28 protein-coding genes, 1 tRNA gene and 1 pseudogene are annotated in these 23,158 nt (G+C 45.5%); 3 read left to right on the top strand and 27 right to left on the bottom strand.

The genetic code is table 11. From position 1 onward, the window contains the following. Positions 1-21: 21 nt before the first annotated feature. The 8 genes and pseudogenes from ACIQZ3_RS07545 to petA form a co-directional block, all read right to left on the bottom strand. Positions 22-138: pseudogene (locus tag ACIQZ3_RS07545) on the bottom strand (transposase); the annotation flags it as partial. Positions 139-263: 125 nt separating this feature from the next. Next, positions 264-1,769, bottom strand: coding sequence for a tetratricopeptide repeat protein (locus ACIQZ3_RS07540; protein ID WP_397391843.1), 1,506 nt, complete (start codon positions 1,767-1,769; stop codon positions 264-266). Between the two features lie 105 nt (positions 1,770-1,874). Then, a tRNA-Thr gene (locus ACIQZ3_RS07535) sits at positions 1,875-1,950 on the bottom strand. A gap of 18 nt (positions 1,951-1,968) precedes the next feature. After that, a complete protein-coding gene (locus ACIQZ3_RS07530; RefSeq protein ID WP_397391841.1) occupies positions 1,969-2,370 on the bottom strand; it encodes a ClpXP protease specificity-enhancing factor in 402 nt (133 codons plus the stop codon). Between the two features lie 31 nt (positions 2,371-2,401). Next, positions 2,402-3,013 (bottom strand): glutathione S-transferase N-terminal domain-containing protein, encoded by a 612-nt coding sequence (locus tag ACIQZ3_RS07525; protein WP_015420301.1) that lies wholly within the window; start codon positions 3,011-3,013, stop codon positions 2,402-2,404. A 79-nt stretch (positions 3,014-3,092) separates the two neighbouring features. Further along, the gene (locus tag ACIQZ3_RS07520; RefSeq protein ID WP_397391839.1) at positions 3,093-3,866 is read right to left on the bottom strand and encodes a cytochrome c1; all 774 of its coding nucleotides are present in this window, start codon (positions 3,864-3,866) and stop codon (positions 3,093-3,095) included. A 29-nt stretch (positions 3,867-3,895) separates the two neighbouring features. After that, on the bottom strand, positions 3,896-5,296 hold the full coding sequence (locus tag ACIQZ3_RS07515) for a cytochrome bc complex cytochrome b subunit (RefSeq protein WP_397391837.1): 1,401 nt from the start codon (positions 5,294-5,296) through the stop codon (positions 3,896-3,898). Between the two features lie 10 nt (positions 5,297-5,306). Next, a complete protein-coding gene (gene petA, locus ACIQZ3_RS07510; RefSeq protein ID WP_015420298.1) occupies positions 5,307-5,909 on the bottom strand; it encodes a ubiquinol-cytochrome c reductase iron-sulfur subunit in 603 nt (200 codons plus the stop codon). A gap of 137 nt (positions 5,910-6,046) precedes the next feature. Between petA and mscL the strand changes: the two genes are divergently transcribed. Continuing rightward, on the top strand, positions 6,047-6,469 hold the full coding sequence (mscL, locus tag ACIQZ3_RS07505; RefSeq protein WP_397391835.1) for a large conductance mechanosensitive channel protein MscL: 423 nt from the start codon (positions 6,047-6,049) through the stop codon (positions 6,467-6,469). A 688-nt stretch (positions 6,470-7,157) separates the two neighbouring features. Here mscL and ACIQZ3_RS07500 read toward each other — a convergent pair. Next, the gene (locus ACIQZ3_RS07500; protein WP_397391833.1) at positions 7,158-8,378 is read right to left on the bottom strand and encodes a porin; all 1,221 of its coding nucleotides are present in this window, start codon (positions 8,376-8,378) and stop codon (positions 7,158-7,160) included. A 208-nt stretch (positions 8,379-8,586) separates the two neighbouring features. Here ACIQZ3_RS07500 and ACIQZ3_RS07495 point away from each other — a divergent pair, with 208 nt between their 5' ends. Further along, positions 8,587-10,062, top strand: a complete 1,476-nt coding sequence (locus ACIQZ3_RS07495; protein WP_397391831.1) for a tetratricopeptide repeat protein — start codon at positions 8,587-8,589, stop codon at positions 10,060-10,062. On the opposite strand, the gene tatC is transcribed toward ACIQZ3_RS07495, so the two are convergent. The 10 genes from tatC to hisB form a co-directional block, all read right to left on the bottom strand. Next, positions 10,047-10,844, bottom strand: a complete 798-nt coding sequence (gene tatC / locus ACIQZ3_RS07490) for a twin-arginine translocase subunit TatC (RefSeq protein ID WP_397391829.1) — start codon at positions 10,842-10,844, stop codon at positions 10,047-10,049. The genes ACIQZ3_RS07495 and tatC overlap by 16 nt on opposite strands. Before the next feature lie 28 nt (positions 10,845-10,872). Further along, complete coding sequence (gene tatB / locus ACIQZ3_RS07485; RefSeq protein ID WP_397391827.1) at positions 10,873-11,349, bottom strand: Sec-independent protein translocase protein TatB; 477 nt, start codon at positions 11,347-11,349, stop codon at positions 10,873-10,875. Positions 11,350-11,377: 28 nt separating this feature from the next. Beyond that, a complete protein-coding gene (gene tatA / locus ACIQZ3_RS07480; protein WP_397391825.1) occupies positions 11,378-11,611 on the bottom strand; it encodes a Sec-independent protein translocase subunit TatA in 234 nt (77 codons plus the stop codon). 15 nt (positions 11,612-11,626) lie between these two features. Continuing rightward, positions 11,627-11,983 carry a histidine triad nucleotide-binding protein gene (locus ACIQZ3_RS07475; RefSeq protein WP_397391823.1) on the bottom strand — a complete coding sequence of 119 codons (357 nt, stop codon included), beginning with the start codon at positions 11,981-11,983 and terminating at the stop codon, positions 11,627-11,629. Positions 11,984-12,027: 44 nt separating this feature from the next. After that, entirely contained in the window at positions 12,028-12,429 is a 402-nt protein-coding gene (locus tag ACIQZ3_RS07470; protein WP_397391821.1) for a phosphoribosyl-ATP diphosphatase, read from the bottom strand. A 45-nt stretch (positions 12,430-12,474) separates the two neighbouring features. After that, positions 12,475-12,879, bottom strand: coding sequence for a phosphoribosyl-AMP cyclohydrolase (gene hisI, locus ACIQZ3_RS07465; protein ID WP_397391819.1), 405 nt, complete (start codon positions 12,877-12,879; stop codon positions 12,475-12,477). Between the two features lie 40 nt (positions 12,880-12,919). Continuing rightward, the gene (gene hisF, locus ACIQZ3_RS07460) at positions 12,920-13,678 is read right to left on the bottom strand and encodes an imidazole glycerol phosphate synthase subunit HisF (protein WP_397391817.1); all 759 of its coding nucleotides are present in this window, start codon (positions 13,676-13,678) and stop codon (positions 12,920-12,922) included. 11 nt (positions 13,679-13,689) lie between these two features. Then, positions 13,690-14,451 carry a 1-(5-phosphoribosyl)-5-[(5-phosphoribosylamino)methylideneamino]imidazole-4-carboxamide isomerase gene (gene hisA / locus ACIQZ3_RS07455; RefSeq protein WP_397391815.1) on the bottom strand — a complete coding sequence of 254 codons (762 nt, stop codon included), beginning with the start codon at positions 14,449-14,451 and terminating at the stop codon, positions 13,690-13,692. Between the two features lie 20 nt (positions 14,452-14,471). Beyond that, the gene (gene hisH, locus ACIQZ3_RS07450) at positions 14,472-15,134 is read right to left on the bottom strand and encodes an imidazole glycerol phosphate synthase subunit HisH (RefSeq protein WP_397391813.1); all 663 of its coding nucleotides are present in this window, start codon (positions 15,132-15,134) and stop codon (positions 14,472-14,474) included. Positions 15,135-15,196: 62 nt separating this feature from the next. Beyond that, complete coding sequence (gene hisB / locus ACIQZ3_RS07445) at positions 15,197-15,784, bottom strand: imidazoleglycerol-phosphate dehydratase HisB (RefSeq protein WP_397391811.1); 588 nt, start codon at positions 15,782-15,784, stop codon at positions 15,197-15,199. Between the two features lie 126 nt (positions 15,785-15,910). Here hisB and hisC point away from each other — a divergent pair, with 126 nt between their 5' ends. Next, positions 15,911-16,984 carry a histidinol-phosphate transaminase gene (gene hisC / locus ACIQZ3_RS07440; protein WP_397391809.1) on the top strand — a complete coding sequence of 358 codons (1,074 nt, stop codon included), beginning with the start codon at positions 15,911-15,913 and terminating at the stop codon, positions 16,982-16,984. Between the two features lie 38 nt (positions 16,985-17,022). On the opposite strand, the gene hisD is transcribed toward hisC, so the two are convergent. The 8 genes from hisD to ACIQZ3_RS07400 form a co-directional block, all read right to left on the bottom strand. Continuing rightward, positions 17,023-18,345, bottom strand: a complete 1,323-nt coding sequence (gene hisD / locus ACIQZ3_RS07435) for a histidinol dehydrogenase (protein ID WP_397391807.1) — start codon at positions 18,343-18,345, stop codon at positions 17,023-17,025. An 11-nt stretch (positions 18,346-18,356) separates the two neighbouring features. After that, positions 18,357-18,983 (bottom strand): ATP phosphoribosyltransferase, encoded by a 627-nt coding sequence (hisG, locus tag ACIQZ3_RS07430; protein ID WP_088526716.1) that lies wholly within the window; start codon positions 18,981-18,983, stop codon positions 18,357-18,359. Between the two features lie 20 nt (positions 18,984-19,003). Then, complete coding sequence (gene murA / locus ACIQZ3_RS07425) at positions 19,004-20,278, bottom strand: UDP-N-acetylglucosamine 1-carboxyvinyltransferase (protein WP_397391805.1); 1,275 nt, start codon at positions 20,276-20,278, stop codon at positions 19,004-19,006. A gap of 33 nt (positions 20,279-20,311) precedes the next feature. After that, a complete protein-coding gene (locus ACIQZ3_RS07420) occupies positions 20,312-20,560 on the bottom strand; it encodes a BolA family protein (RefSeq protein WP_215334184.1) in 249 nt (82 codons plus the stop codon). Positions 20,561-20,628: 68 nt separating this feature from the next. Then, positions 20,629-21,417 carry an ABC transporter permease gene (locus ACIQZ3_RS07415; protein ID WP_397391803.1) on the bottom strand — a complete coding sequence of 263 codons (789 nt, stop codon included), beginning with the start codon at positions 21,415-21,417 and terminating at the stop codon, positions 20,629-20,631. Continuing rightward, entirely contained in the window at positions 21,414-22,166 is a 753-nt protein-coding gene (locus ACIQZ3_RS07410) for an ABC transporter ATP-binding protein (RefSeq protein ID WP_397391801.1), read from the bottom strand. The genes ACIQZ3_RS07415 and ACIQZ3_RS07410 overlap by 4 nt, the downstream gene beginning before the upstream one ends. Before the next feature lies 1 nt (position 22,167). Beyond that, positions 22,168-22,428 carry a lipid asymmetry maintenance protein MlaB gene (locus ACIQZ3_RS07405; RefSeq protein WP_397391799.1) on the bottom strand — a complete coding sequence of 87 codons (261 nt, stop codon included), beginning with the start codon at positions 22,426-22,428 and terminating at the stop codon, positions 22,168-22,170. A 13-nt stretch (positions 22,429-22,441) separates the two neighbouring features. Continuing rightward, on the bottom strand, positions 22,442-23,089 hold the full coding sequence (locus ACIQZ3_RS07400) for a phospholipid-binding protein MlaC (protein WP_397391797.1): 648 nt from the start codon (positions 23,087-23,089) through the stop codon (positions 22,442-22,444). Positions 23,090-23,158: the final 69 nt, after the last annotated feature.

The following is a 23,158-nucleotide window of genomic DNA, read 5'->3' as shown; positions in this document are numbered from 1 at the left end:
CCAACGGAAATCCCTTTAGGGATAGAAAGTGGCACCGCTAATCCCGTGCGTTCGGAGTAAATCGGCCATCGGTAATCCGCTTTCGGCTTCCTTCAATATCCCGACAATCTGGGTTTCTGTAAATCGTGACTTTTTCATAGTGATTCTCCTGTTGTAAATACTGCCATAAACAACAGAAAACGCTACTTTTTAGATGTACGAATCCAGGGGGATACTACAGTGGCAATATTGTTTTTGCCAGAGACAAATCAAACCAATCTAAATCACTGATTTAGTTGCTTAAGTGCTAGTGCACTTAAGTCAATTTTCACTTGCTCTAGAACCCTATTCCAATCACCTGGCCTGGACTGCTGGTAAATCTTTGCCGTAGGATACCAAGGGCTATCTGATCTTCCGCGTAACCAGCGCCAGCAAGAGTCATAGCGATTCAAAATCCAGACCGGTTTTCCCAAGGCTCCAGCCAGATGGGCGATGGACGTATCAACTGAGATTACTAAGTCTAAGTTTTCAATCAATGCGGCTGTATCCGAAAAATCATCCAACCATTGAGCGCAATTAATAATATTGGGCCAAAGCTCATCTTTCTTGGCAATCAACTTGGATTCTGCAGGATCGCCTTTCTGGAGGCTATAAAAGTCCACCCCAGGAATACCTTTTAAGCTTGCAATTTGCTCAAGCTCAATATTGCGACGCTTATTGGTTGCCCATAACTCAGGGTGATCAGACCTAAAACCTCCATTCCAAACAATCCCAACACTTAGGTTTCGATCTGCATTAAGCTTTGATTTAAATTGTAATTTTTTAGCTTGATCACATGTAATGTAAGGAATTTCTGAAGGAATACTCTCAATAGTAGTCTTAAATAAAAGAGGCAGGCTAAGCAATGGGGATTGAAAGTCAAAACTTTCAAGCATAGGATCAATTTTATCAACTAGCGTGCAATATCCACTCATTGAACCTAGTACCTGAACCAAAGGTTTTTGCACAACAAACGTAACAGCGATACCCAACTCCACAAGCGGCTTAATATAGCGACAGAACTGCAGCGTGTCCCCTAAGCCCTGCTCAGCCCAAATCAGAATATTTGCCCCTGAGATATTATGTAGAGTCTCCAACCTTGGAACATTGCCGTACAGAAGCTTGGTTGCATGATTTTTAAACCAGCGAGCCTCGTAGTTCTGCCAACCCATCTCATAATTGCCCCCAGAGAGTTGACCTAAGGCCTTATGCCAATAACCATCTATAAATCTTGGGTTAATAGAGGTGGCAGCATCAAAATGCCCCATTGCCTCATTATGACGTTGAAGCAACTCTAAAGCATTTCCCTTGTTGCTATAGGCTTCAGCATAATCTGGCTGCAGTGCAATTGCCTTGTCATACCACTGAAGCGCTTCTTCATAGCGATGAAGATCCTGTAGGACATTACCTTTATTGTTGTAAGCTTCCGCATAATCTGGCTGCAATTTAATCGCATTATCCAAGCTGATCAAGGCATCATTAAAGCGACACAGCTCTTTGAGAATATTTCCACGATTGCTCTGTGCAACTGCATTATCAGGTGACAAGGAAATTACCCTATCAATCAGCTCCAGCGCGCGCACATAATCAAATTTCATGGCAGCTACTACTGAGAGTAACCGCAAAATGTGCGGATTATCCTGATCGAGGGCATGCGCCTTCAAAAGCAATTCCTTACCCTTCTCAAGCTCTTGAGCACGGATATGGGATAAAGCATTATCAATAAGGATAGAGACGGATTGAGATGTCATGATCTATTTATTGGGTCGCTCCATTTTTGAGCTTCATTAGATTATGCATATTTCCAAATGAAAAAAGGATTCACTAGCTCGCGCAGTAAATCCTTTTGGTATTTTTGGTGCCCCTTGTCCGACTCGAACAGACCACCTACTGATTACAAATCAGTTGCTCTACCAGATGAGCTAAAGGGGCAACAGATAATATTTTAGCCTATTTCACAATCGTTAAGGAAGGTCTTGTGGATTTTGGCTTCTCAACCCCACCCAGACTCGCTTCCTTGGATTTTTTTGCATGAGTGGCATCAAATGGAAACGACATTCCTTGTCCATTTTCTCGGGCATAGATTGCCAGAACATGGCTTACTGGAACCATGATTTTCCTTGGAACACCCCCAAATCTAGCCTGGAAGCTAATCCAATCATTATCTAAATTGAGCTGGTGACAAGCCTCAAGGGATAGATTGAGAACGATCTCATCATTCTTGACAAACTCCATGGGCACTTCCACACTAGAATCTACAAAGACAGCCATGAAGGGCGTAAAACCAAAATCCGTGCACCACTGATGTAGGGCACGGATTAGGTAAGGTTTATTGCTTGGGATATCTGACATGCTTATCTTGCCAGCATGAGCAATGAGCCGCTTAGCGACGCATTACCTTTTCTGAAGGCGTTAAAGCTTCAATGTAAGCAGGTCTGCTGAAAATACGCTCAGCGTACTTCAAGAGTGGGGCCGCATTACGTGAGAGGTCGATACCGTAATGCTCTAAACGCCACAATAACGGGGCAATAGCTACATCCAGCATTGAAAACTCTTCGCCCAACATGTACTTGTTCTTCACAAAAATGGGTGCCAGCTGAGTTAAGCGATCGCGAATAGCTAAACGAGCCTTTTCATGAGACTTCTCTGCTGCCTTACCTTTTTCGTTCTCCAAGGCGGCAACGTGTACAAACAATTCTTTCTCAAAATTGAAAAGGAAGAGGCGTGCGCGTGCGCGAGCAACTGGATCAGGCGGCATCAATTGTGGATGGGGGAAACGCTCATCAATATATTCATTGATGATGTTTGACTCATACAAAATCAAGTCGCGCTCAACCAAGATTGGAACTTGGCCATAAGGATTCATTACCGAGATGTCTTCTGGCTTGTTAAACAAGTCCACATCACGGATCTCAAAGTCCATGCCTTTTTCGAAAAGCACCAAACGGCAGCGTTGCGAGAATGGGCAGTTAGTGCCCGAGTACAACACCATCATAAATTTATTTCCTTAAATATCTACTTCAATACAACAAACGCAAAAATAACTGCGACTTTAAATCTTATAAAAACTTGGCTTAGTGAATATCTTTCCAGTAAGCCTTATTCAAACGTGAAGCTAAGAGCGTGAAGATCGCCAAGAAAATCAGCACAATCACACCCAGACGCTTGCGCTCGAGTTGAACTGGTTCAGCCATCCAAGACATGAAAGCAACTAAGTCAGCAATATTGTCGTCATATTCTTGAGGCTTCATGGTTCCAGGCGTCAACTGCTCAAAACCAACAAATACCTTTTCCATACGGCTTTCGTCATGCGGATCTTTGCGCTCTTCAAACTTTGCAGCACGCTCACCCTGCAATTCCCATAGAACATGTGGCATACCAACGTTTGGATATACCAAGTTATTCCAGCCAGTTTGAGTTGTATCGTCTTTGTAGAAGGTGCGGAAATAGGTATAAAGCCAATCAGTACCACGTGCACGTGCTTCTACAGATAAGTCAGGAGGAGTTTTACCGAAGAACGCCTTACCTTCTTTTGGCGTCATGGAGATCGTCATTAGATCGCCAACCTTAGCGTCAGTAAAAATCAAGTTGTCTTTGATTTGCTGATCAGTCAAGCCAATATCACGCAAGCGGTTGTAACGCATGCTTGTAGCGGAGTGACAGTTCAAGCAATAGTTCACAAATAACTTGGCACCATTTTGTAGAGATGCATTGTTGCTAACGCGATTTGGCGCTGCATCCAATGGAAAGCCGCCTTCATTGGCATTAGCGCTGACGCCAAAGCCTAGGGCGGCAACTAGAACAGTTGCTTGGCAGACGCCCATCAAAGTTTGCAGAATTCGTTTCATACTAGTTCCTAATTTCTCGGGTATCTGAATTAATGGGACTTAAAAGTAACGCGAGTTGGAACCGGCTTGAACGTACCAAGCTTGCTCCAGAAAGGCATCGCCAAGAAGAAGCCCAGATAATAAATAGTACAAATCTGAGAAATCTTTTCAAACACTGGTGATGGCGGCTCGATACCCAAATAACCCAAAATCACGAAGCTCACAATAAATACTCCGTAGATGTATTTATGGAACTGCGGACGGTAACGAATAGACTTGACTGGAGAATGATCGAGCCATGGCAAGAAGAACATAATCACGACAGAGCCGCCCATAATCACAACACCCCAGAACTTCGCATCAAACGCATAGAAGCCTGCAGCCAAGACTAGTGCAATTGCTACGCATGCACCCTTGACTTTAAGGTCCTTAGACTTCAGGGCAAACATTCCCAAAATCACTGCCAAGAAAATCCACAGCGGCAGTAGGAAGTTAGAAGTCGTTGCACGCAACATAGAGTAGAACGGCGTGAAATACCAAACCGGCGCAATGTGCGTTGGAGTCACAAATGGATTTGCAGGGATAAAGTTGTTTGCCTCTAAGAAGTAACCACCCATCTCTGGAGCAAAGAACACAATGCAAGCAAATACCATTAAGAATCCACCCAAATACATCACGTCATGGACGCTGTAATAAGGATGGAATGGGATGCCATCTACTGGATGGCCATTTGCATCCAGCGTATCTTTGATTTCTACGCCATCTGGATTATTTGAACCAACTTCATGCAATGCAAGAATGTGGGCTGCAACCAACCCAATCAATACCAATGGGATCGCAATGACGTGGAATGCAAAGAAGCGATTCAGAGTTGCATCGCCAACTACATAGTCACCACGCAACCACAAAGATAAATCTGGGCCAATCAATGGGATAGCAGAGAACAAGTTCACAATCACTTGAGCGCCCCAATAGGACATTTGACCCCATGGGAGCAAGTAACCAAAGAATGCCTCACCCATCAGGCACAAGAAGATCGCGCAACCGAAGATCCAAATCAACTCGCGTGGCTTGCGATATGAACCGTAGATCAAGCCACGGAACATGTGCATGTACACGACAACAAAGAACATTGAAGCGCCAGTGGAGTGCATGTAGCGGATCAACCAACCCCATGGCACTTCACGCATGATGTATTCAACTGATTCAAATGCTTTAGCTGCATCTGGCTTGTAGTTCATTACCAAGAAAATGCCGGTAATGATCTGAATTGCTAAAACAACGATAGCTAACGCACCAAAAATATAGAAGAAATTGAGATTTTTAGGAGCGTAGTACTCGCTCATATGACGCTTAAACGCTTCCGTTACTGGTAGACGTGAATCCACCCAAGCCATGAGCTTTTGTGCGCTAGAAGCATCTGCAGGGACTTCTTTTTCGTGAAATGCCATTTATCTCTCCTTAGGCCTTCTTATCTTCGCCAACCAGAATCTTGGTATCGCTCAAATACATATGTGGCGGTACTTCCATATTGTCTGGGGCTGGTTTGTTCTTAAATACACGGCCTGCCATATCAAATGTAGAGCCATGGCATGGACATAAGAAGCCGCCTGGCCAAGTATTTGGTAAGGAAGGCTGAGGGCCCGACTCAAACTTCGCTGTTGGAGAGCAGCCTAAATGCGTGCAAATGCCTACTACAACGAGGTATTCAGGCTTAATTGAACGCCACTGGTTCTGGGCGTAAGGAGGGGTAAATTGGGCTGGATCCCTTAACGAATCAGGGTCTGCAAGCTCAGAATCAATTTTAGATAGCTCGGCAACTTGCTCAGGTGTGCGACGTACCACCCAGACTGGCTTACCGCGCCACTCAACCATACGCATCTCGTCTGGCTGCATGCCAGAGATATCAATTTCAACAGCGGCTCCAGCGGCTTTTGCACGCTCCGAAGGCTCAAAACTGTCCACAAAAGGGTAAAGGGCTGCGGCTGCACCAACACCACCGACCGCCGAAGTCGCGATCAACCAATTACGACGATCCTTATCCATACAGGGCTTGTCACTCATTTACAGAATTCCTTGATAGAGCATTTTTAGATGGAAATTGCTTAAAGGTAAGATTTTAAAGTAAAAAGTGGGGTATGCAAGAAAGTTATGGGGTTAATCTTGAGATAATCCCAATGAATTAGAAAAGAGAGGGATTTATGACTGTTTTAAAGGAATTTCGGGACTTTGCGGTCAAGGGCAATGTCATAGATTTAGCAGTTGGTGTGATCATTGGCGGAGCTTTTGGAAAGATAGTCGACTCCCTAGTAAATGACATCGTGATGCCAGTTATTTCAACGCTACTGGGGGGTCATATTGACTTTACCAACCTATTTCTGGTGCTAGGCAAAATCCCAGATGGCGTGCCAAGAACTTTTGATGCCCTCAAGAAGGCTGGAGTACCCATTTTTGCTTATGGCAACTTCATCACCATCTCAATAAACTTTATCCTTCTAGCATTTGTAATTTTTCAAATGGTGAAAGTCGTCAATAGAGTCCGCACTATGGATGCGCCACCAACACCTCCAACACCGGAAGATATTTTGCTACTAAGAGAGATAAGGGATAGCTTGAAAAAATAATTGCAGATCAACCCAAAAACTATTGAGCCCCTTTTGAGGATGCTGAATATCTGGAGTATTGGTTATAAAACAATTTCGTGCAACAGCAAGAGCAAGTGGTATTTTAGTGAGAGCGTCAATTTTGCAATCAAAAGCTTGCATACACTGTTGGTGCTGATAATTAATCAGTACTCCTGTGGAGATTTAGCATAGGCATCGCGGATGTTATTAAACCTCCAACGCCAGTGCAAGCACTATCGACACTATGCAATTACAAGTAAAACAAGCAAAAACGTGCAAAACGAGAACGCATCCATCAACAACAGGTAAAGTTTGACCGCTAGAACAGTATCCTTGGCTGCGTGCAATACGTTTCCAAAAAACCCGCTATGTTTCCACAGCGTGGACTAATTTACATCTCAATATATTAATAATCAACCTCCACCAGGCTGGCAGATTAACGGCCATGTCCAGTCGGGCCCTTTTTGTGTATCGTTATTGCATGCAATACCATCTGGCGAAGTGGTGCTGGCCAAACAACCACTTAATAATAAGATTGGCAAAATTAGAAAAAATGCTCTACAGGAGGAGTTCACGGCAAATCCACTAAAAGTTAATGTTGCATTCCATTTATTAAAAAAACCCACTGTGTCGCCACAGTGGGTTTTAATGCCAAACCAATTGTTAACTAGCTCGCGCTAGCGCTAAATTAGAAAGTGTGACGTACGCCAACTGCGTAGTTACTAGCGTTAAAGCTTACAGGATTGCCACCAGCAACGCTTGAAGCATTAGATGTACCATTTTGACCATAGATTGCGTACAAGTTAGTACGCTTGCTCAAGAGGTAGTTTGATCCAACCTGCCAGCCAACGATGTTAGCTGTAGGTGAGCCAGCACCAAAGGCGCTTACTCGTCCATTACCAGCACTTGCCCAAGCCTCTACTGTTGGAGTAATGAAGCTACGAACACCGATTTCTTGTGCAGTACGCTTAGCAAACTGATTTGCATCAATTTGAGATGTAACCTTGCGGTTAACCCAGCCAGCATAAGCCTTCAAAATACCGAAATCATAAGTTGCGCCAACATAAGCTTGATTGTCTTGTACGTTAGTACCAACACCGAGACCATAAGCAACAGGTGTTCCTGACGTAGTTGTGCTTGTAGTATCAATATTAGTTCCGTAAGGATTTGCTGCTCTGAATGACTGATAAGCAGCTGTAACTAACAACTTCTTCCAACCGTAATCAGCACCCAAGCCCCAACCGTTTTGGTTGTTTTTACCGCCAGAGTAACCAGTTCCACTGTTTGCAGGAGTAGTTTGTGTGTCGTTCTCATTGTTCATTACGAACATAGCACGAGCAGTGAAACCAGCGAAGTCATCTGATTGGAGCTTAACTGTGTTTGTTGTACGGAATGTAAATGCATCAGTGTTTCCGTTTGTATTTCCAGCGTTAACAGATGATGAACCGCCTAAAGTTGCAACACCTGTATAGGATGGGAACAACATGCTACCAGCAATATTGTTTAATTGGCCAGTGATAGTTTTGCCGATAGAGTCAGTAACAACAGTGTTTTGTGTACCAACAGCAGCCTGACCTAAGCCCTTCTTGTTCAAACCAACGAAAGCCGCACGAGTTTGTAAGCTTGAGTAAGTTGCTGAATTTGGCTGAAGTTGTGTTTCGAAATTGAAGAATGCAGATGTACCGCCACCCAAATCTTCAGAACCTTTGAAACCTAAGCGGCTTGTTGATTCAGCTGATTGGCCAATTGTGTTAAATGTTTGCTTACCAACTGCTTTACCAGTGGCTACACGCTCGTTACCACCAACATAACCAACATCCAAAAGACCGTAAACAGTCACTGATGACTGAGCTTGAGCTGCGCCAGCAAATGCTGTCATTGCTGCAACTGCTAATAGCGATTTTTTCATTCTTTAAATCTCCATAAATTGAAAGTAATGCCCAAATAAAACTGGGACTTACGAATTTTGCTTGTTTTGCCCTACTAGACTGGGGGTAAGGGTATTTAGGAGATCTTTTTGCTTGTCAAAAGGCAGTTTTTTGGCTTTCTTCGTTGTATCAGGGCAACAAGGGCTTTGATTTCTGTCTTTTTAGCCTTCTGAATGCCAAAATTGTCATATGGCAAGCCGTGAATTCTTAAAAATCCTCCAATCTGCCCGAATGGGTGATGTATCCGCACAACAAAATTTGGCGTCCGCGTATTTGACAGGGGCATTTAAAACTCCTATTCAACCGGCTAATGCCTTGATTTGGTTGGAAAAATCTTATTTTTCTATTCAAAATCAATTACTTAGCCAATTGGGCTCAAGTGATACTGAAATCGCTGGCTTCCTGGACACTTCCCCAGAGGTCTTGGACATCTTGGAGCAAATTTCAGTCGTTCCTTTGGAGGGGACCTTTAATTCCCCCGCATTTTCTTTTGGCTGGGAATCATTCTGGAAGTTAGCTGAGGCCAATATGGACGCAAGTTATGCAGCGCAGTGGCAGCTCTCAGAACTATTGCTAAGCCCTAGTAAAAAAGATTTGCAGAGTGAATTGTCTGCTTGGCTCTTAAGACAGGGTGATGGGGATGGCTTTCTATCTCTCCAAAAAAAGGCAAAAGATTTTTTGTTTGGCCTGGCAGATTCTGAAACACCATTTACTAACAGCGCAAAAGAACTACTCATTCAGTTGCAACCAAAAGATGAAGCACTCTCCTCGCTTTGGAATGCCTGGCTCTCAGATAAAAATGAAGCTGCACTGATACAAGCTGCAGAACTTGGGCTGACGATTGCCAAACTTACACTGGGATTACGTCTAGCCCAATTTAATGAAGTTGATTCCGCCGCGAAAGATGTGATTGGGGTGGGTGGTGGCAAATCGAATGCCTCTCTCAAGAAAGCAGCCTACTGGTTAGAGCTGGCTGCCAAAGATGGTGATCGTGATGCCTGGTTTGCCTTGGGCGAGATTTATCGTCGCCCACAGTTCTCTGGATACAACGCAGCTGAGAGTGATCACTGCTTCGATCGCGCAGCAGATTTAGGCCATCCAGTGGCTCAATTTAGAAGAGGTGCGAACCTCTGGCGTAAGCGGGAGAAAGTTGAAGAGAAGGTTCGCGGCCTCCAGGCCTCTTACTGGGTTTGGCAAGCACACCAACAAGGAGTACCTGAGGCAAAAGAATTACTCGGAAAGATTTTAGAAAACGTCTCTAATCCTAAAGAGAACGATTGGTTTGAATTAGCCACTTTTGCTGAAAGAGCCTTAAACAATCATGCGGAGCATAAATTGGATGAGGAATGGATCTTGCTATGTCACCGACTCATTATCGCCAATCAATTTAACTTGAGCAAGGCTGAGCTATTGCTATGTGAGGTTGGACAACTTCAGCATGAACATTGTGTCGTAGTAGATATTCGTCACGAGTTACCCAAGATACTGCCTAGATTAATTCAGATTGATACCACTCAGCAGCGGCGATCATTACTTGCAGCAGGAAAAGTATTCGCAGGAAGCGAGTCAGACTTGGAGGGGAATCTCAGGCAAAGGCGCTATCGTTTTGATCGAGTAACAGAATGGCTTACCGCCACCTTCTCGCAAGATCAAACAGTTGCTTGAGTGTCTGGGTTTGCTGTTGCGCCAGCATCGTCGTCTGATGGCTTAGGCACATAAAAACGCGCTATCAACAATCCCAACTCATAGAGCAGACTCATTGGAACAGCGAGAAGCAATTGTGAGAGCACATCTGGAGGTGTGACGATTGCTGAAATCACAAAAGCGCCAACAATCACATATGGGCGAATCTCTCTGAGTTTTTGCAGTGGCACCATACCCATGCGAACAAGCACCACCACAACAACTGGGACCTCGAAGGTGATGCCGAAGGCCAAGAAGGTTGTCATCGCAAAGCTCAGATAATTATCGATATCCGTAGACATCTCCGCACCTAGCGGGGCGTTATAACTCGCCATAAACTGGAATACCGTTGGGAAGACCAAGAAATATGCGAAAGCCATTCCGAAAATAAACAGGCTATAGCTACTGATAACCAAAGGCACTATCAACTTACGCTCATGTTGATACAGACCTGGAGCAATGAATGCCCATAACTGATACATCACCACCGGTAGAGCAATCAAGAAAGCAACCAGCATGGTGACTTTCATGGGCACAAAGAATGAGCCCGTCACATCAGTGACGATCATCTTGCCACCTGCAGGCAAAGCTTTAAGAAGCGGCTGCGCAAATAAATGAAAAATGTCCGGCGCCCAATATACGAGACAAATAAATACAACAATAATGGCCAATGCCGCTTTAATAATGCGATCACGCAACTCAAATAAATGAGACAAGAAGGATTCTTGCAAACCTGAATCTTCAGTTGAATTATTTTGAGTCATTGTTAGAGGTTTTTACTTTTCTTTGGGCTTACTTACCGGCACTGTGATGAAAACGCTTCATACGTGCAGCACCAGACTGAACTCTTGTGCGCATACCAGTGGAATGCTTAAACCATACCGGTCTTGCTGCACGCCTAACACCCCAACTCTTGCGACCCTGACGCATAGACTTACGAAATACTTCTTTTTCATCAAGAGGGGGTCTAGTGAAATTATTCACAAAGATATCAGCTTGATCGCTAAGATTTGCATTCGCTTCGTTGACGGTAGATTGAATACTACTTTCTACCTCCTTGAAAACCGAAGCACTCTCTTCACGAAGTTTCTTAAACTCTTCCACTTCCATCTGGCGACTAACTTCAGACTTCACATCCGCCATATAGCGCTGCGCACGTCCGAATAGATTACCTGCCATACGAGCCACCTTAGGAAGGCGCTCGGGGCCAACCACCACCAATGCAACTACTGCAATGAGTGCAAGCTTTGAAACTCCGAGATCAATCATTCCAGCTACGCATTATTTCCATCCATAATTATTTATTGATGTCTTTTGCCTGAACATCGACAGTTTTTTCTGTTGATGCTTCAGTATTCTGAATTTGTTCTTTGGCTTTGTCTTGTGACTCTTCAGATGTCTTCATGCCATCTTTAAAGCCCTTAACAGCACCACCTAAGTCGGTACCGATATTGCGTAATTTTTTGGTACCAAATACCAACATCACGATTACCAAAACAATTAACCAATGCCAAATGCTAAATGAACCCATTTTTATCTCCTTGGACTATTTTTTCCAGGGGCGCGGACCCCCCATCACATGCAAGTGCAGGTGATAAACCTCTTGCCCACCATCTGCACCATTGTTCACCACCAATCTAAAGCCACCATCTTTTCCAGGACGGCAACCCTGCTCCTTGGCGAGACGCGGTGCTAATTCCATCATTCTACCTAGCAATGGCGCATCTGCCATTTCCACCGATTCCAACATAGGGATATGTTTTTTAGGAATCATCAAGAAATGGATGGGTGCGGCTGGATTGATATCTGTAAAAGCGTAAATCTCCTCATCCTCGTATACCTTTTGGGAGGGGATTTCACCTTTAGAAATCTTACAAAATAAGCAATTAGGATCGTGGCTCACGCTTTCGCCTTCAGTTTTGATGAATTAATCGAGTTTTTATCTATTTACTCTTGGCCAGCAGCTTTTCTGGCTGCCTTCTCTTCGATACCTGAAGTACCTAAACGACGATTGAGCTCCTCCACCACATCTTCTGGGCGCAAACCAAACTGCGACAAGGCAATCAGGCAATGGAACCAAAGGTCAGCCATTTCACCCACTAAGAGCTTTTGCTGTTCAGGGGCTAAGTTGGCATTACGCGCATCCTTAGCTGCCATAACCGCCTCAGTGGCCTCTTCGCCAATCTTTTTGAGGATCCCATCATCGCCTTTGGAGAAAAGCAAAGCGGTATAAGAGGTCTTCGGATCTGCTTGACCGGCCTTAAATGCATCGCGTCGCTGATCCACCACATCAGCCAAATGAGCCAAAGCGGAGTCTAAATTAGAAGGGGTTTGTGCTGGACTAGTCATAAAGCGATTTTATGTCTTTTATTGCCGGGAAAGACTAAGGGGGTCTTATTTATGAGCCTTGGACTCATCTACCCAGGCAGATTTACCGGAATCCCAGCGCAGAAAGAAGCAGCTGTGCTCACCGGTATGGCAAGCAATACCATCCTGTTGCTCAACCATGAGCAAAATCGTATCGCCATCACAGTCAAGGCGGATTTCTTTTACTTTTTGGGTGTGACCAGATTCCTCACCCTTATGCCACAGCTTTTGTCTTGAACGAGTCCAATACACCGCCTCACCCAAACGCAAAGTAGCCAATAGCGCATCGCGATTCATCCAAGCCATCATCAAAATATCTTTACTGCCCACTTCCTGAACAATCACCGGAACTAGACCTTGGTCATTCCAAGTAACGGCGTCAAGCCATGCGCCAGCCTCTAAAGACTCAACTGGGGTAAAGGTATTTTTCATGGTCATCTTCGTATGATTCTCTCAGTAGATCTATTTGCGCTCAAATACGAACAGGAATTCCTTGGCTTGCCATATATTCTTTTGCTTGGCCAACAGTGTATTCACCATAATGAAAAATACTAGCTGCGAGAACTGCATCAGCATGGCCTTTGGTAATGCCATCGACTAAGTGCTGCAAATTACCCACGCCACCAGAAGCAATCACCGGCACACTCACAACATCACTCACAGCGGCAGTTAACTCAAGATCAAAACCGTCTTTACTGCCATCGCGATTCATACTCGTCAGAAGGATTTCTCCAGCGCCACGTTTAGCAACTTCAGAAGCCCATGCCACTACATCCATACCAGTCGCAGTCCGGCCGCCATGCGTAAATACTTCCCAGTTGCCAGCTTCAGTTTTTTTAGCATCAATGGCAACTACGATGCACTGCGAACCGTAATAGGCTGCAGCATCAGAAACTAAATCTGGATTTGCTACGGCGGAGGAGTTCATGCTGACCTTATCGGCACCGGCATTGAGTAAGCGACGCACATCCGCCACCGCACGCACTCCACCACCAACCGTCAAGGGAATAAATACTTGGGAAGCAACATCTTCAATGATGTGCAAAATCAGGTCGCGTCCATCAGAGGTTGCGGTGATGTCTAAGAAAGTAAGTTCATCAGCGCCTTGGGTGTCATAGCGTTTAGCAATCTCAACCGGATCGCCTGCATCACGCAAGCCAACAAAGTTCACGCCCTTCACAACGCGCCCTGCCGTGACATCGAGGCAGGGAATGATTCTCTTAGTTAGCACTGATGGTCACTCTAAAAATTTTTCTTGGCGAACTTCAAAGTTAACTCATCGGCATATTTTTGCGCTGTAGTTAAATCTAAATCACCGGCATAAATTGAGCGCCCTGCAATCACGCCCATGACGCCTTCAGCTTCAGCTTCGCATAAGGCTTCAATATCTTGATTGTTAGATAAGCCGCCACTAGCAATCACCGGTATCCGAATAGCTTGCGCTAATTTAACTGTGGCATCCATATTGATACCCTTCATCATGCCATCGCGACCAATGTCGGTATAGATAATTGCTTCAACGCCGTAGTCTTCAAATTTTTTAGCCAGATCGATCACTTCATGACCGGTAATCTTGCTCCAACCATCGGTTGCTACTTTGCCATCGCGCGCATCTAAGCCCACCATGATGTGGCCAGGAAATGCTGTGCAAGCATCTTGCACAAAGCCAGGACTCTTCACAGCGGCAGTACCAATAATCACCGTACTAATGCCGTCATCCAATAAACGTTCAATCGTTTCGAGATCGCGGATACCGCCGCCTAACTGAACTGGGATCTCATCGCCGACTACTTTCAAAATCGATTTGATGACAGATTCATTTTTCAGTTTTCCGGCAAAGGCACCGTTCAAATCCACGAGATGCAAACGACGCGCGCCCTTGCTAATCCAATGCGCAGCCATCGCTCCTGGGTCCTCAGAAAAAACAGTGGCTTTATCCATGTCACCTTGTTCGAGACGAACACAGTGACTATCTTTTAAGTCAATCGCGGGAATGAGCAGCATAGCGGTAGGTTAGAAATGTATTAGGGTTGCCAAGAAACAAAATTTTTGTAAAGCTTCAGTCCGTATTCTGCACTTTTTTCTGGATGAAATTGCGTTGCAAAAATATTACCCCTTGCAACAGCAGAAGTAAACCAGTCGCCATATTCAGTTGAGCCTGCAATATCTTCTTTGCGCTGCGGCACAACATAGTAGCTATGTACAAAATAAAAACTGGTCAAATCTGGAATGCCATCCCATATTGGGTGCTGACGATCCTGACGCACTTGGTTCCAACCCATATGCGGCACTTTATACGCAGAACCATCTGGCTGCAATTTGCCAGCCAAGTCAAAACGCCGAACTTCACCAGGAATCAAGCCCAAACAAGGTGTCCAGTCAGTATTGGAATTAGTTCGCACTTCAGCGCTTTGATCGAAGAGCATCTGTTCACCAACGCAAACACCCAAAAGGGGTTTATTTTTAGCAGCATCTAGTAGTGCCTCCAATAGGCCAGACTCTTCGAGATGCTTCATGCAATCAGGCATCGCACCTTGCCCTGGGAGTACTACGCGCTCTGCGGAGATGATTTCTTCAGGGGTGTGTGCAATCACTACATTGGCATCGGGAGCCACATGATGAAAGGCTTGATATACAGAACGGAGATTGCCCATTCCGTAATCAACGATCGCAATGGTTTGCGCCAATTGTTAGCCTATGTTCTGTAGTTTGTTGACAGTCTGCTACTCAACACTAGAAATTTTCTAGATTAGAGGCTGCCCTTAGTAGAAGGAACAACACCGGAAGCACGTGGATCAAGCTCCAAAGCCATGCGCAATGCACGGCCAAAGGCCTTAAACACAGTTTCAATCTGGTGGTGAGCGTTAATGCCACGTAAGTTATCGATGTGCAAAGTTACTCCGGCGTGATTTACAAAACCACGGAAGAACTCGATGCTGAGATCCACGTCAAAATCACCCACGCGTGCACGGGTAAATGGAACGTTGAACTCCAAGCCTGGACGACCGGAGAAGTCGACAACAACACGAGAGAGGGTTTCATCCAAAGGAACATAAGAATGGCCATAGCGAGTAATGCCCGCTTTATCGCCAACTGCCTTGGCAAACGCCTGACCCAAGGTGATGCCCACATCCTCAACGGTATGGTGGTCATCAATATGGGTATCTCCTTTGGCAACCACTTTGAGGTCGATCATGCCGTGACGGGCGATTTGATCCAGCATATGGTCTAGGAAGGGTACGCCAGAGGCTAGCTCAGCTTTACCTGTGCCATCTACATTAATGGCAATTTGAATTTTGGTTTCCGAAGTGTTTCGGGTAACGTCGGCTTGCCGCATGCTTCAGTGCGCCGCGAGGCGAAGTGTTGATTGAAGCCTCATAATATCATTCCTAATACAGATATAAATGCCGATTTTGATTGGTGGCGTTTATTCACTTTTGCTGATTTTTGACTAGAGTCCCTCATGAGCCGTTTTTGGAGCCCCGTTGTTCAGACCCTCACCCCTTACGTTCCTGGGGAGCAACCGCAAATAGAGCGGCTGGTAAAGCTCAATACAAATGAGAGCCCTTATGGCCCATCCCCTAAGGCTCTAGCAGCTATAAATCAGCAAAACACCGATGATTTAAGGCTCTATCCAGATCCAGAGGGGGCGGCCCTTAAGAAGGTAATTGCCGATTTACATGGCTTAGACCCAAAACAGGTGTTTTTGGGGAATGGCTCCGACGAAGTCCTGGCCCACGTATTTTTAGGCCTACTCAAGCAAGCTAAGGCTGTTCAGTTTCCAGATATCACCTATAGCTTCTACCCGGTTTATTGCAAGTTATTTGGCATCGACTATCAAACCGTCGCCCTAGGCCCTCATTTTGAAATTCAGACCGAGAATTTCAAAACCCCAAATGGCGGGATTATCTTTCCCAACCCCAATGCTCCAACGGGTCGTGCCATTCCTCGATCAGATATCGAAGCCCTACTCAGCAGAAATACAGATTCAGTAGTGGTCATCGATGAAGCCTACGTGGATTACGGAACCGAGTCTTGCATTCCCCTCCTTCGCGGAAGCGCTTGTCCAGAAAACCTCTTAGTCGTTCATACGCTATCCAAGTCACGTGCCCTGGCAGGATTACGCGTTGGGTTTGCAGTGGGACATCCAGCTCTCATTGAAGGTCTGGAGCGGGTCAAGAATAGTTTTAACTCCTACCCTCTTGGGCGCTTGGCTCAAGCTGGTGCGATTGCTGCAATACAAGATCAAGCCCACCTTGAATCTACGAGTAAAAAAGTTGTTCAAACTCGTGAGGGTTTAGTTTCTGAATTGGCCTCACTAGGCTTTGATACTTTGCCATCAACCGCGAACTTTATTTTTACACATCACTCTAAGCATGCTGGGGCAAAGCTGTATCAAGCTTTACGTGATCGCGGAATTATTGTGCGTCACTTTAAGTTGCCACGCATTGAAGAATTTCTGCGCATTACTATCGGCACCGATGATCAAACCAATGAGTTGATTGCTGCTCTGAAAGAAATTCTGGCTAGCGCCTAAACCCTACTGCAGTCATTTTTTCTAAACCGAGATTAGGTTTATTTCTTAAGACGCATCTCAGCAGCGCGAGCGTGAGCTGTTAAGCCTTCGCCATGGGCAAGAGTACTAGCCACAGTGCCCAAGGTTTGCGCACCGGCTTCACTGACTTCAATCATGCTTGAGCGCTTGATAAAGTCATACACCCCCAAAGGTGAAGAGAAGCGTGCAGTGCGTGCTGTTGGCAAAACGTGGTTTGGGCCTGCACAATAATCACCTAGAGATTCGCTAGTGTAGTTACCCATAAAGATGGCGCCAGCATGACGAATTAACTCCGCCCATCTACGCGGCTCAGCAGCACAAATTTCTAAGTGCTCAGCAGCGATGGCATTGGCAATCTCACAAGCCTCACTCATATCTTTAACCTGAATTAATAAGGCGCGATTAGTGAGTGATGTTTCAATCACTTTCTTTCTTGGCATCTCAGGCAATAGCTTGTTAATACTTGCTTGCACTTGCTCGATAAATTTCTCATCTGGGCAAAGCAAAATAGATTGCGCTAACTCATCGTGCTCAGCTTGCGAGAACAAATCCATCGCAATCCAGTCCGGATTACTAGAACCATCACAGAGAACCAATATTTCTGAAGGACCAGCGATCATATCGATACCAACGGTACCGAAGACTCTGCGCTTAGCAGCTGCTACATAGGCGTTACCAGGGCCAACAATCTTATCTACGGGCGGAATGGTTTGTGTGCCATAAGCTAGGGCAGCAACAGCTTGCGCGCCACCTATCGTAAAGACGCGATCAACACCAGATAAGTATGCGGCAGCTAGGACCAAAGAGTTATGAGCGCCATCGGGGGTAGGCACCACCATGATGACTTCTTTCACACCAGCAACTTTTGCAGGGATCGCGTTCATCAGTACAGAGGATGGGTAGGCAGCTTTGCCACCCGGAACATAAATTCCTACACGATCTAAGGCTGTTACTTTTTGACCCAAGCGGGTGCCATCAGCCTCTTCATACTCCCAAGAGTGACAACCCGCTTCAATCTTTTGCTTCTCGTGATACGCGCGCACTCTCTGCGCAGCAATATCTAAAGCATTTTTTTGTTCTGCTGATAAGCCTTCATAAGCTTTTTTTAATTCTTCTTGAGAAATCTCTAACTCAGTAACGCTAGCAACATTTAGACGGTCAAATTGCTTTGTGAAATCTAGTACCGCAGCATCGCCATGCGCTTTAACTTGCGCCAAAATTTTGACTACTGCAGCATCAATCGCCTCATCATCCGCCATCGGCAAAGAAAGACTGGAGAGCAAGGTTTCTTTAAACCCTGCATCTTTGCTATTTAGGCGTTTGACTTTGACGTCTACTGACATATGAATTTTCTTTACTTCAACAATTCAAAGAATGGCTGGAGCTGTGTGCGCTTACGTTTATACGAGGCCTGATTAACAACCAATCGAGCGCTGATGTCAGCGATAGGCTCAACCTCAACTAAGCCATTCGCACGCAGGGTGTTGCCTGTGGAAACTAAATCCACAATCGCATCCGCTAAGCCAACTAATGGAGCTAACTCCATGGAGCCGTACAAATGAATCGTATCGATATGAACACCTTTATTGGCAAAGTGTTCACGTGCGCAATTGACATACTTTGTTGCGACTTTTAAGCGAGAGCCCTGTTTTACAGCAGCTGCGTAATCAAAACCTTCTTTAACGGCAACTGACATACGGCATTTAGCAATGTTCAGATCAAAAGGAACATATAGACCATCGGTACCGTTTTCCATCAAAACATCCAGGCCGGCAACCCCAAAATCAGCGCCGCCGAACTGAACGTAGGTCGGCACATCGGAAGCGCGCACGATGATGAGGCGCACATCCGGATTTGAGGTTTCAATAATGAGTTTGCGTGACTTTTCTGGATCCTCAAGCGGACGAATACCGATCTTGGATAAGATCTCAGCGGTTTCTTCGAAGATGCGCCCCTTCGAGAGGGCTAAAGTTAACTTCATGGACTAATTATCCATCAGGCTTACTTGATTCGCTGAATGTTGGCGCCTAAGAGGGTCAACTTTTGCTCCATGCGGTCATATCCACGATCTAGGTGATAAATCCGGTCCACCTGGGTTTCGCCTTGGGCAGCCAAACCTGCGATCACCAAGCTGGCAGACGCACGTAAATCGGTAGCCATCACGATAGCGCCAGATAGCTTCTCAACACCCTGGGCAATAGCAGTATTACCCTCAATGGCAATATCTGCACCAAGACGATTCATCTCCTGAACATGCATAAAACGGTTTTCAAAGATGGTTTCTGTAATCGTGGCGTTGCCCTGGGCAATCGCATTGACTGCCATCAGTTGGGCCTGCATGTCTGTCGGGAACGCTGGATACTCCGAAGTGCGGAAGCTAACAGCCTTAGGGCGGCCCTTCATGGAGGCCTTAATCCAATCGGGACCCACCTCCATCTCCAAACCAGCTTCTTTGAGTTTGACGATCACAGCATCCAATGTGTCAGGGCGGCAGTGCTTTACTAACACCTCACCACCAGCAGCAGCAACTGCACACAAGAATGTACCTGCCTCAATGCGGTCAGCAATCACAGCATGTTCTGCACTGTGGAGCTTTTCAACACCCTCAATTACCAAGCGATCTGTGCCGATACCCGCAATCTTTGCGCCCATTTTGACTAGCAACTCAGCCAAGTCCCCCACTTCAGGCTCACGTGCAGCATTCTCCAAAATCGTTGTGCCTGACGCCAAAGTAGCGGCCATCAATAAATTCTCTGTACCTGTTACGGTGATCATGTCCGTCAAGATGGAAGCGCCTTGCAGACGCCCAGTAGCAGATTTGGTTTCTGCTTGAATGTAGCCACTCTTAATCTTGATAGTCGCACCCATGGCCTTTAAACCCTTGATGTGTTGATCAACTGGACGTGCGCCAATGGCACAACCGCCTGGCAGAGAAACCTTAGCGCTATGCATTCTGGCGAGCAACGGACCCAGAACCAAAATAGAAGCACGCATGGTCTTGACCATCTCATAGGTTGCTTCAGAGCTCTTAATATTGGCCGCATTAAGCACCACATGATTGCGATCATTCACATCCGGGAAAGCAACAGTTACACCAATTTCTTGAAGAAGCTTCAGCATGGTTCGTACATCTTGCAAATCTGGAACATTACGCAAAGTAATTGGTTGATCCGTTAGTAAGCAAGCGCACAAAATTGGTAGCGCCGCATTCTTAGCGCCAGCAATGACCACTTCGCCCTTTAGCGGAGTACCGCCAACCATTCGTAATTTATCCATGAATCTGTTCCAGTAAAAATCTAGTGTCGTGTTTTATGTTGGGGTATTTTGAGCAAACTCTTCGGGCGTAAATGCTTTTATTGATAAAGCGTGAACTTCCGCTTTCATGCGATCACCCATTGCGCCATATACCAATTGATGACGCTGAATCAAACGCTTGCCTTCAAACTCCGGACTCACAATCGTCGCAAAAAAGTGCTGCCCATCACCCTCAACTTTGACATGGGTACAGGCGAGTCCTTGCTGAATATAGCCCTCAATTTGTTCTGGGGTTGGCAACATCACAATCTCCTGATTTCTAATTTCTTAACGATTCTCTAATGCTAATTTTGAGACAAGTGCAACTGCACTCAGTTCCTGAGCTTGTAGCCTTTTTGCAGCAAACGCAAAGCGATAGCAGAGACCACAACAAAAAAGCAAGCCACAATTGCCAAACTGTCCCAAGGGGAAATATCTGACACTCCAAAGAATCCGTAACGGAAACCATCAATCATGTAGAAGAATGGATTGAAGTGCGATACCACTTGCCATGCTGCAGGCAAGGAGTGGATGGAATAAAACACGCCCGATAACATCGTGGCAGGCATGATGATGAAATTCTGGAAGGCCGCTAACTGATCATATTTATCAGCCCAGATACCAGCAATAAGACCCATACTTCCTAAAATTGCGGCGCCCAAAAGAGCGAATACCATGATCCATAAAGGATATTCAAAGGATGGCATAGCGAACCACGCTGTAATTAGCAGCACACCAGAGCCCACGACAATTCCACGGAATACCGCAGCTAAGACGTATGCAGCATAAAACTCTAGGTGACTAAAAGGAGCCAGCAGAACAAAAACGAGATTACCAGTCACCTTCGATTGAATGAGTGATGAAGAAGTGTTTGCAAAAGCGTTTTGCAACACACTCATCATCACCAAGCCAGGAATCAAGAAAGCTGTGTAGTTGAGGCGACCATACACTTCTTTGCCCTCAAGCACATGACCGAAAATCATTAAATACAAGACGGCGGTGAGTACTGGTGCCGCAACCGTCTGAAAAGCTACTTTATAAAAGCGCTTAATTTCTTTGCGGAGCAATGTGGGAAAGCCACTGCCATAAGAGATCGGCAGTTTATTCAAGGTCGATTTCATCGAGCGCCTCCCGACATAATGTTGACAAATACATCTTCGAGATCCGTCTTGCCTTCGCCATCTTTTTTCACTGAACCATATTGACTCAGTAAATTGGCGGTTGTGTCCAAAGCCACAATCTTTCCTTGCTTGAGCATAGCGATGCGCTGACACAGCGCCTCAGCCTCTTCAAGGTAATGGGTTGTCAGGACAATGGTGTGCCCATCTTGATTTAGGCGACTGATAAATTGCCACAGAGATTGGCGCAACTCCACATCAACGCCAGCTGTAGGCTCATCCAAAATAATGACTGGCGGTCTATGAACCAATGCCTGAGCGACCAATACCCGACGCTTCATACCTCCAGAGAGGGAGCGCATATTGCTATCAGCTTTACTAGTGAGATCCAAGTTGGCCATGATCTCGTCAATCCAAGCATCGTTATGACGAATACCAAAATAGCCCGACTGAAATTGCAAGGTCTCTCTTACAGTAAAGAAGGGATCAAATACCAACTCCTGAGGCACCACCCCTAACATCCGGCGAGCATCGCGAAACTGACTTTGAACATCAGCACCCATGATTGCAGCATGTCCTCTATCCGCCGTAACTAAGCCAGCCAGAATGGAGATAAGCGTAGTCTTACCGGCACCGTTGGGGCCAAGCAGGCCAAAGAACTCGCCTTGCTCAATTGATAACGAGACATCATCTAGCGCTTGTAGTGCGCCATAATTTTTTGATATGTTTTTAATCGATATTGCGGCGTGCATGCTATGACAAACCTAGCAGCTCGGCAACACCATATACGCCAGCCAATACAATTAATTTTTCAGGTGCGTTTTGCACAGAAATTTGCTGACCATCAGCTTGTAATTTTTTCTGCCAGGCCAATAAAACAGTTAACACTGTGGAATCAAAATCTTTTAGATTGCAGGAATCCACTGTTCGTAGCGCAGCTAAATTCAGCAAGCCATCTTTTTCTAACTGCAACACATTATCTTGCGTCACTGAAGCGGGTAATAAAAATGGCATTTACTATTTATCTTTAGTTTGCTGGCTTTGCAGCAGCAAGCTGTTTGTTGCGTTCTTGCAAGAACTTTACTAAACCCTCAACACCATTCTGGCTAATTTGGTTCGCAAACTGATTGCGATAGGCCTCAACCAACCAAACACCCATGATGTTCATGTCATAGACTTTCCAGCCGCTAGCGGTTTTTTCTAGGCGATAGTCAAGCGGAATGGGATCACCACGACCAATCACTACAGTCTTTACAACCACCTCTTTATCGTCTGGAGCTGCACGCAAAGGCTTGAATTGAACAGCTTGATCTCGCAGCTGGCTTAAAGCACCTGAGTAAGTGCGCATGAGTAAATTCTTAAACTCACTAACCAATTGGGCCTGTTGCTCTGGAGTCGCTTTTTTCCAATTAGGCCCCATCGCCATTTCAGTGGTACGGCGCATATCGGTATAGGGAATAATTTTCTTATCCACCAAATCCACAATACGCGTAATATTCCCTTTTTGAATTTCGGGATCAGACTTCACGGAAGCCATGACATCAGAAACTACAGTCTTAATCAAGCCATCTGGCGTGGACTGATCAACCGCTTGCGCAAAAGCGCTGCCTACAAACAAAAACAAGCTTGATAGCAATGCTGCGCAGTATTTTTCAATGGTTTTATGGCTTTTCATGTGTCCTCGATTATGACTGGTCATTAGAGCTCATTTTAGCCCTTTAAGGAAACTAAGCTAGGCTTGAGC

This window comes from Polynucleobacter sp. (assembly GCF_044342855.1).
Taxonomy (GTDB): domain Bacteria; phylum Pseudomonadota; class Gammaproteobacteria; order Burkholderiales; family Burkholderiaceae; genus Polynucleobacter.
This window is presented reverse-complemented; position numbering and strand designations above follow the sequence as displayed.

Bases quoted from the DNA above. Each gene is read 5' to 3' on its own strand.
- ACIQZ3_RS07540 (WP_397391843.1), bottom strand. From the start codon at position 1,769: ATGACATCTCAATCCGTCTCTATCCTTATTGATAATGCTTTATCCCAT.
- ACIQZ3_RS07530 (WP_397391841.1), bottom strand. From the start codon at position 2,370: ATGTCAGATATCCCAAGCAATAAACCTTACCTAATCCGTGCCCTACAT.
- ACIQZ3_RS07525 (WP_015420301.1), bottom strand. From the start codon at position 3,013: ATGATGGTGTTGTACTCGGGCACTAACTGCCCATTCTCGCAACGCTGC.
- ACIQZ3_RS07520 (WP_397391839.1), bottom strand. From the start codon at position 3,866: ATGAAACGAATTCTGCAAACTTTGATGGGCGTCTGCCAAGCAACTGTT.
- ACIQZ3_RS07515 (WP_397391837.1), bottom strand. From the start codon at position 5,296: ATGGCATTTCACGAAAAAGAAGTCCCTGCAGATGCTTCTAGCGCACAA.
- petA (WP_015420298.1), bottom strand. From the start codon at position 5,909: ATGAGTGACAAGCCCTGTATGGATAAGGATCGTCGTAATTGGTTGATC.
- mscL (WP_397391835.1), top strand. From the start codon at position 6,047: ATGACTGTTTTAAAGGAATTTCGGGACTTTGCGGTCAAGGGCAATGTC.
- ACIQZ3_RS07500 (WP_397391833.1), bottom strand. From the start codon at position 8,378: ATGAAAAAATCGCTATTAGCAGTTGCAGCAATGACAGCATTTGCTGGC.
- ACIQZ3_RS07495 (WP_397391831.1), top strand. From the start codon at position 8,587: ATGGCAAGCCGTGAATTCTTAAAAATCCTCCAATCTGCCCGAATGGGT.
- tatC (WP_397391829.1), bottom strand. From the start codon at position 10,844: ATGACTCAAAATAATTCAACTGAAGATTCAGGTTTGCAAGAATCCTTC.
- tatB (WP_397391827.1), bottom strand. From the start codon at position 11,349: ATGATTGATCTCGGAGTTTCAAAGCTTGCACTCATTGCAGTAGTTGCA.
- tatA (WP_397391825.1), bottom strand. From the start codon at position 11,611: ATGGGTTCATTTAGCATTTGGCATTGGTTAATTGTTTTGGTAATCGTG.
- ACIQZ3_RS07470 (WP_397391821.1), bottom strand. From the start codon at position 12,429: ATGACTAGTCCAGCACAAACCCCTTCTAATTTAGACTCCGCTTTGGCT.
- hisI (WP_397391819.1), bottom strand. From the start codon at position 12,879: ATGAAAAATACCTTTACCCCAGTTGAGTCTTTAGAGGCTGGCGCATGG.
- hisA (WP_397391815.1), bottom strand. From the start codon at position 14,451: ATGCTGCTCATTCCCGCGATTGACTTAAAAGATAGTCACTGTGTTCGT.
- hisB (WP_397391811.1), bottom strand. From the start codon at position 15,784: ATGCGGCAAGCCGACGTTACCCGAAACACTTCGGAAACCAAAATTCAA.
- hisC (WP_397391809.1), top strand. From the start codon at position 15,911: ATGAGCCGTTTTTGGAGCCCCGTTGTTCAGACCCTCACCCCTTACGTT.
- hisD (WP_397391807.1), bottom strand. From the start codon at position 18,345: ATGTCAGTAGACGTCAAAGTCAAACGCCTAAATAGCAAAGATGCAGGG.
- hisG (WP_088526716.1), bottom strand. From the start codon at position 18,983: ATGAAGTTAACTTTAGCCCTCTCGAAGGGGCGCATCTTCGAAGAAACC.
- murA (WP_397391805.1), bottom strand. From the start codon at position 20,278: ATGGATAAATTACGAATGGTTGGCGGTACTCCGCTAAAGGGCGAAGTG.
- ACIQZ3_RS07420 (WP_215334184.1), bottom strand. From the start codon at position 20,560: ATGTTGCCAACCCCAGAACAAATTGAGGGCTATATTCAGCAAGGACTC.
- ACIQZ3_RS07415 (WP_397391803.1), bottom strand. From the start codon at position 21,417: ATGAAATCGACCTTGAATAAACTGCCGATCTCTTATGGCAGTGGCTTT.
- ACIQZ3_RS07410 (WP_397391801.1), bottom strand. From the start codon at position 22,166: ATGCACGCCGCAATATCGATTAAAAACATATCAAAAAATTATGGCGCA.
- ACIQZ3_RS07405 (WP_397391799.1), bottom strand. From the start codon at position 22,428: ATGCCATTTTTATTACCCGCTTCAGTGACGCAAGATAATGTGTTGCAG.
- ACIQZ3_RS07400 (WP_397391797.1), bottom strand. From the start codon at position 23,089: ATGAAAAGCCATAAAACCATTGAAAAATACTGCGCAGCATTGCTATCA.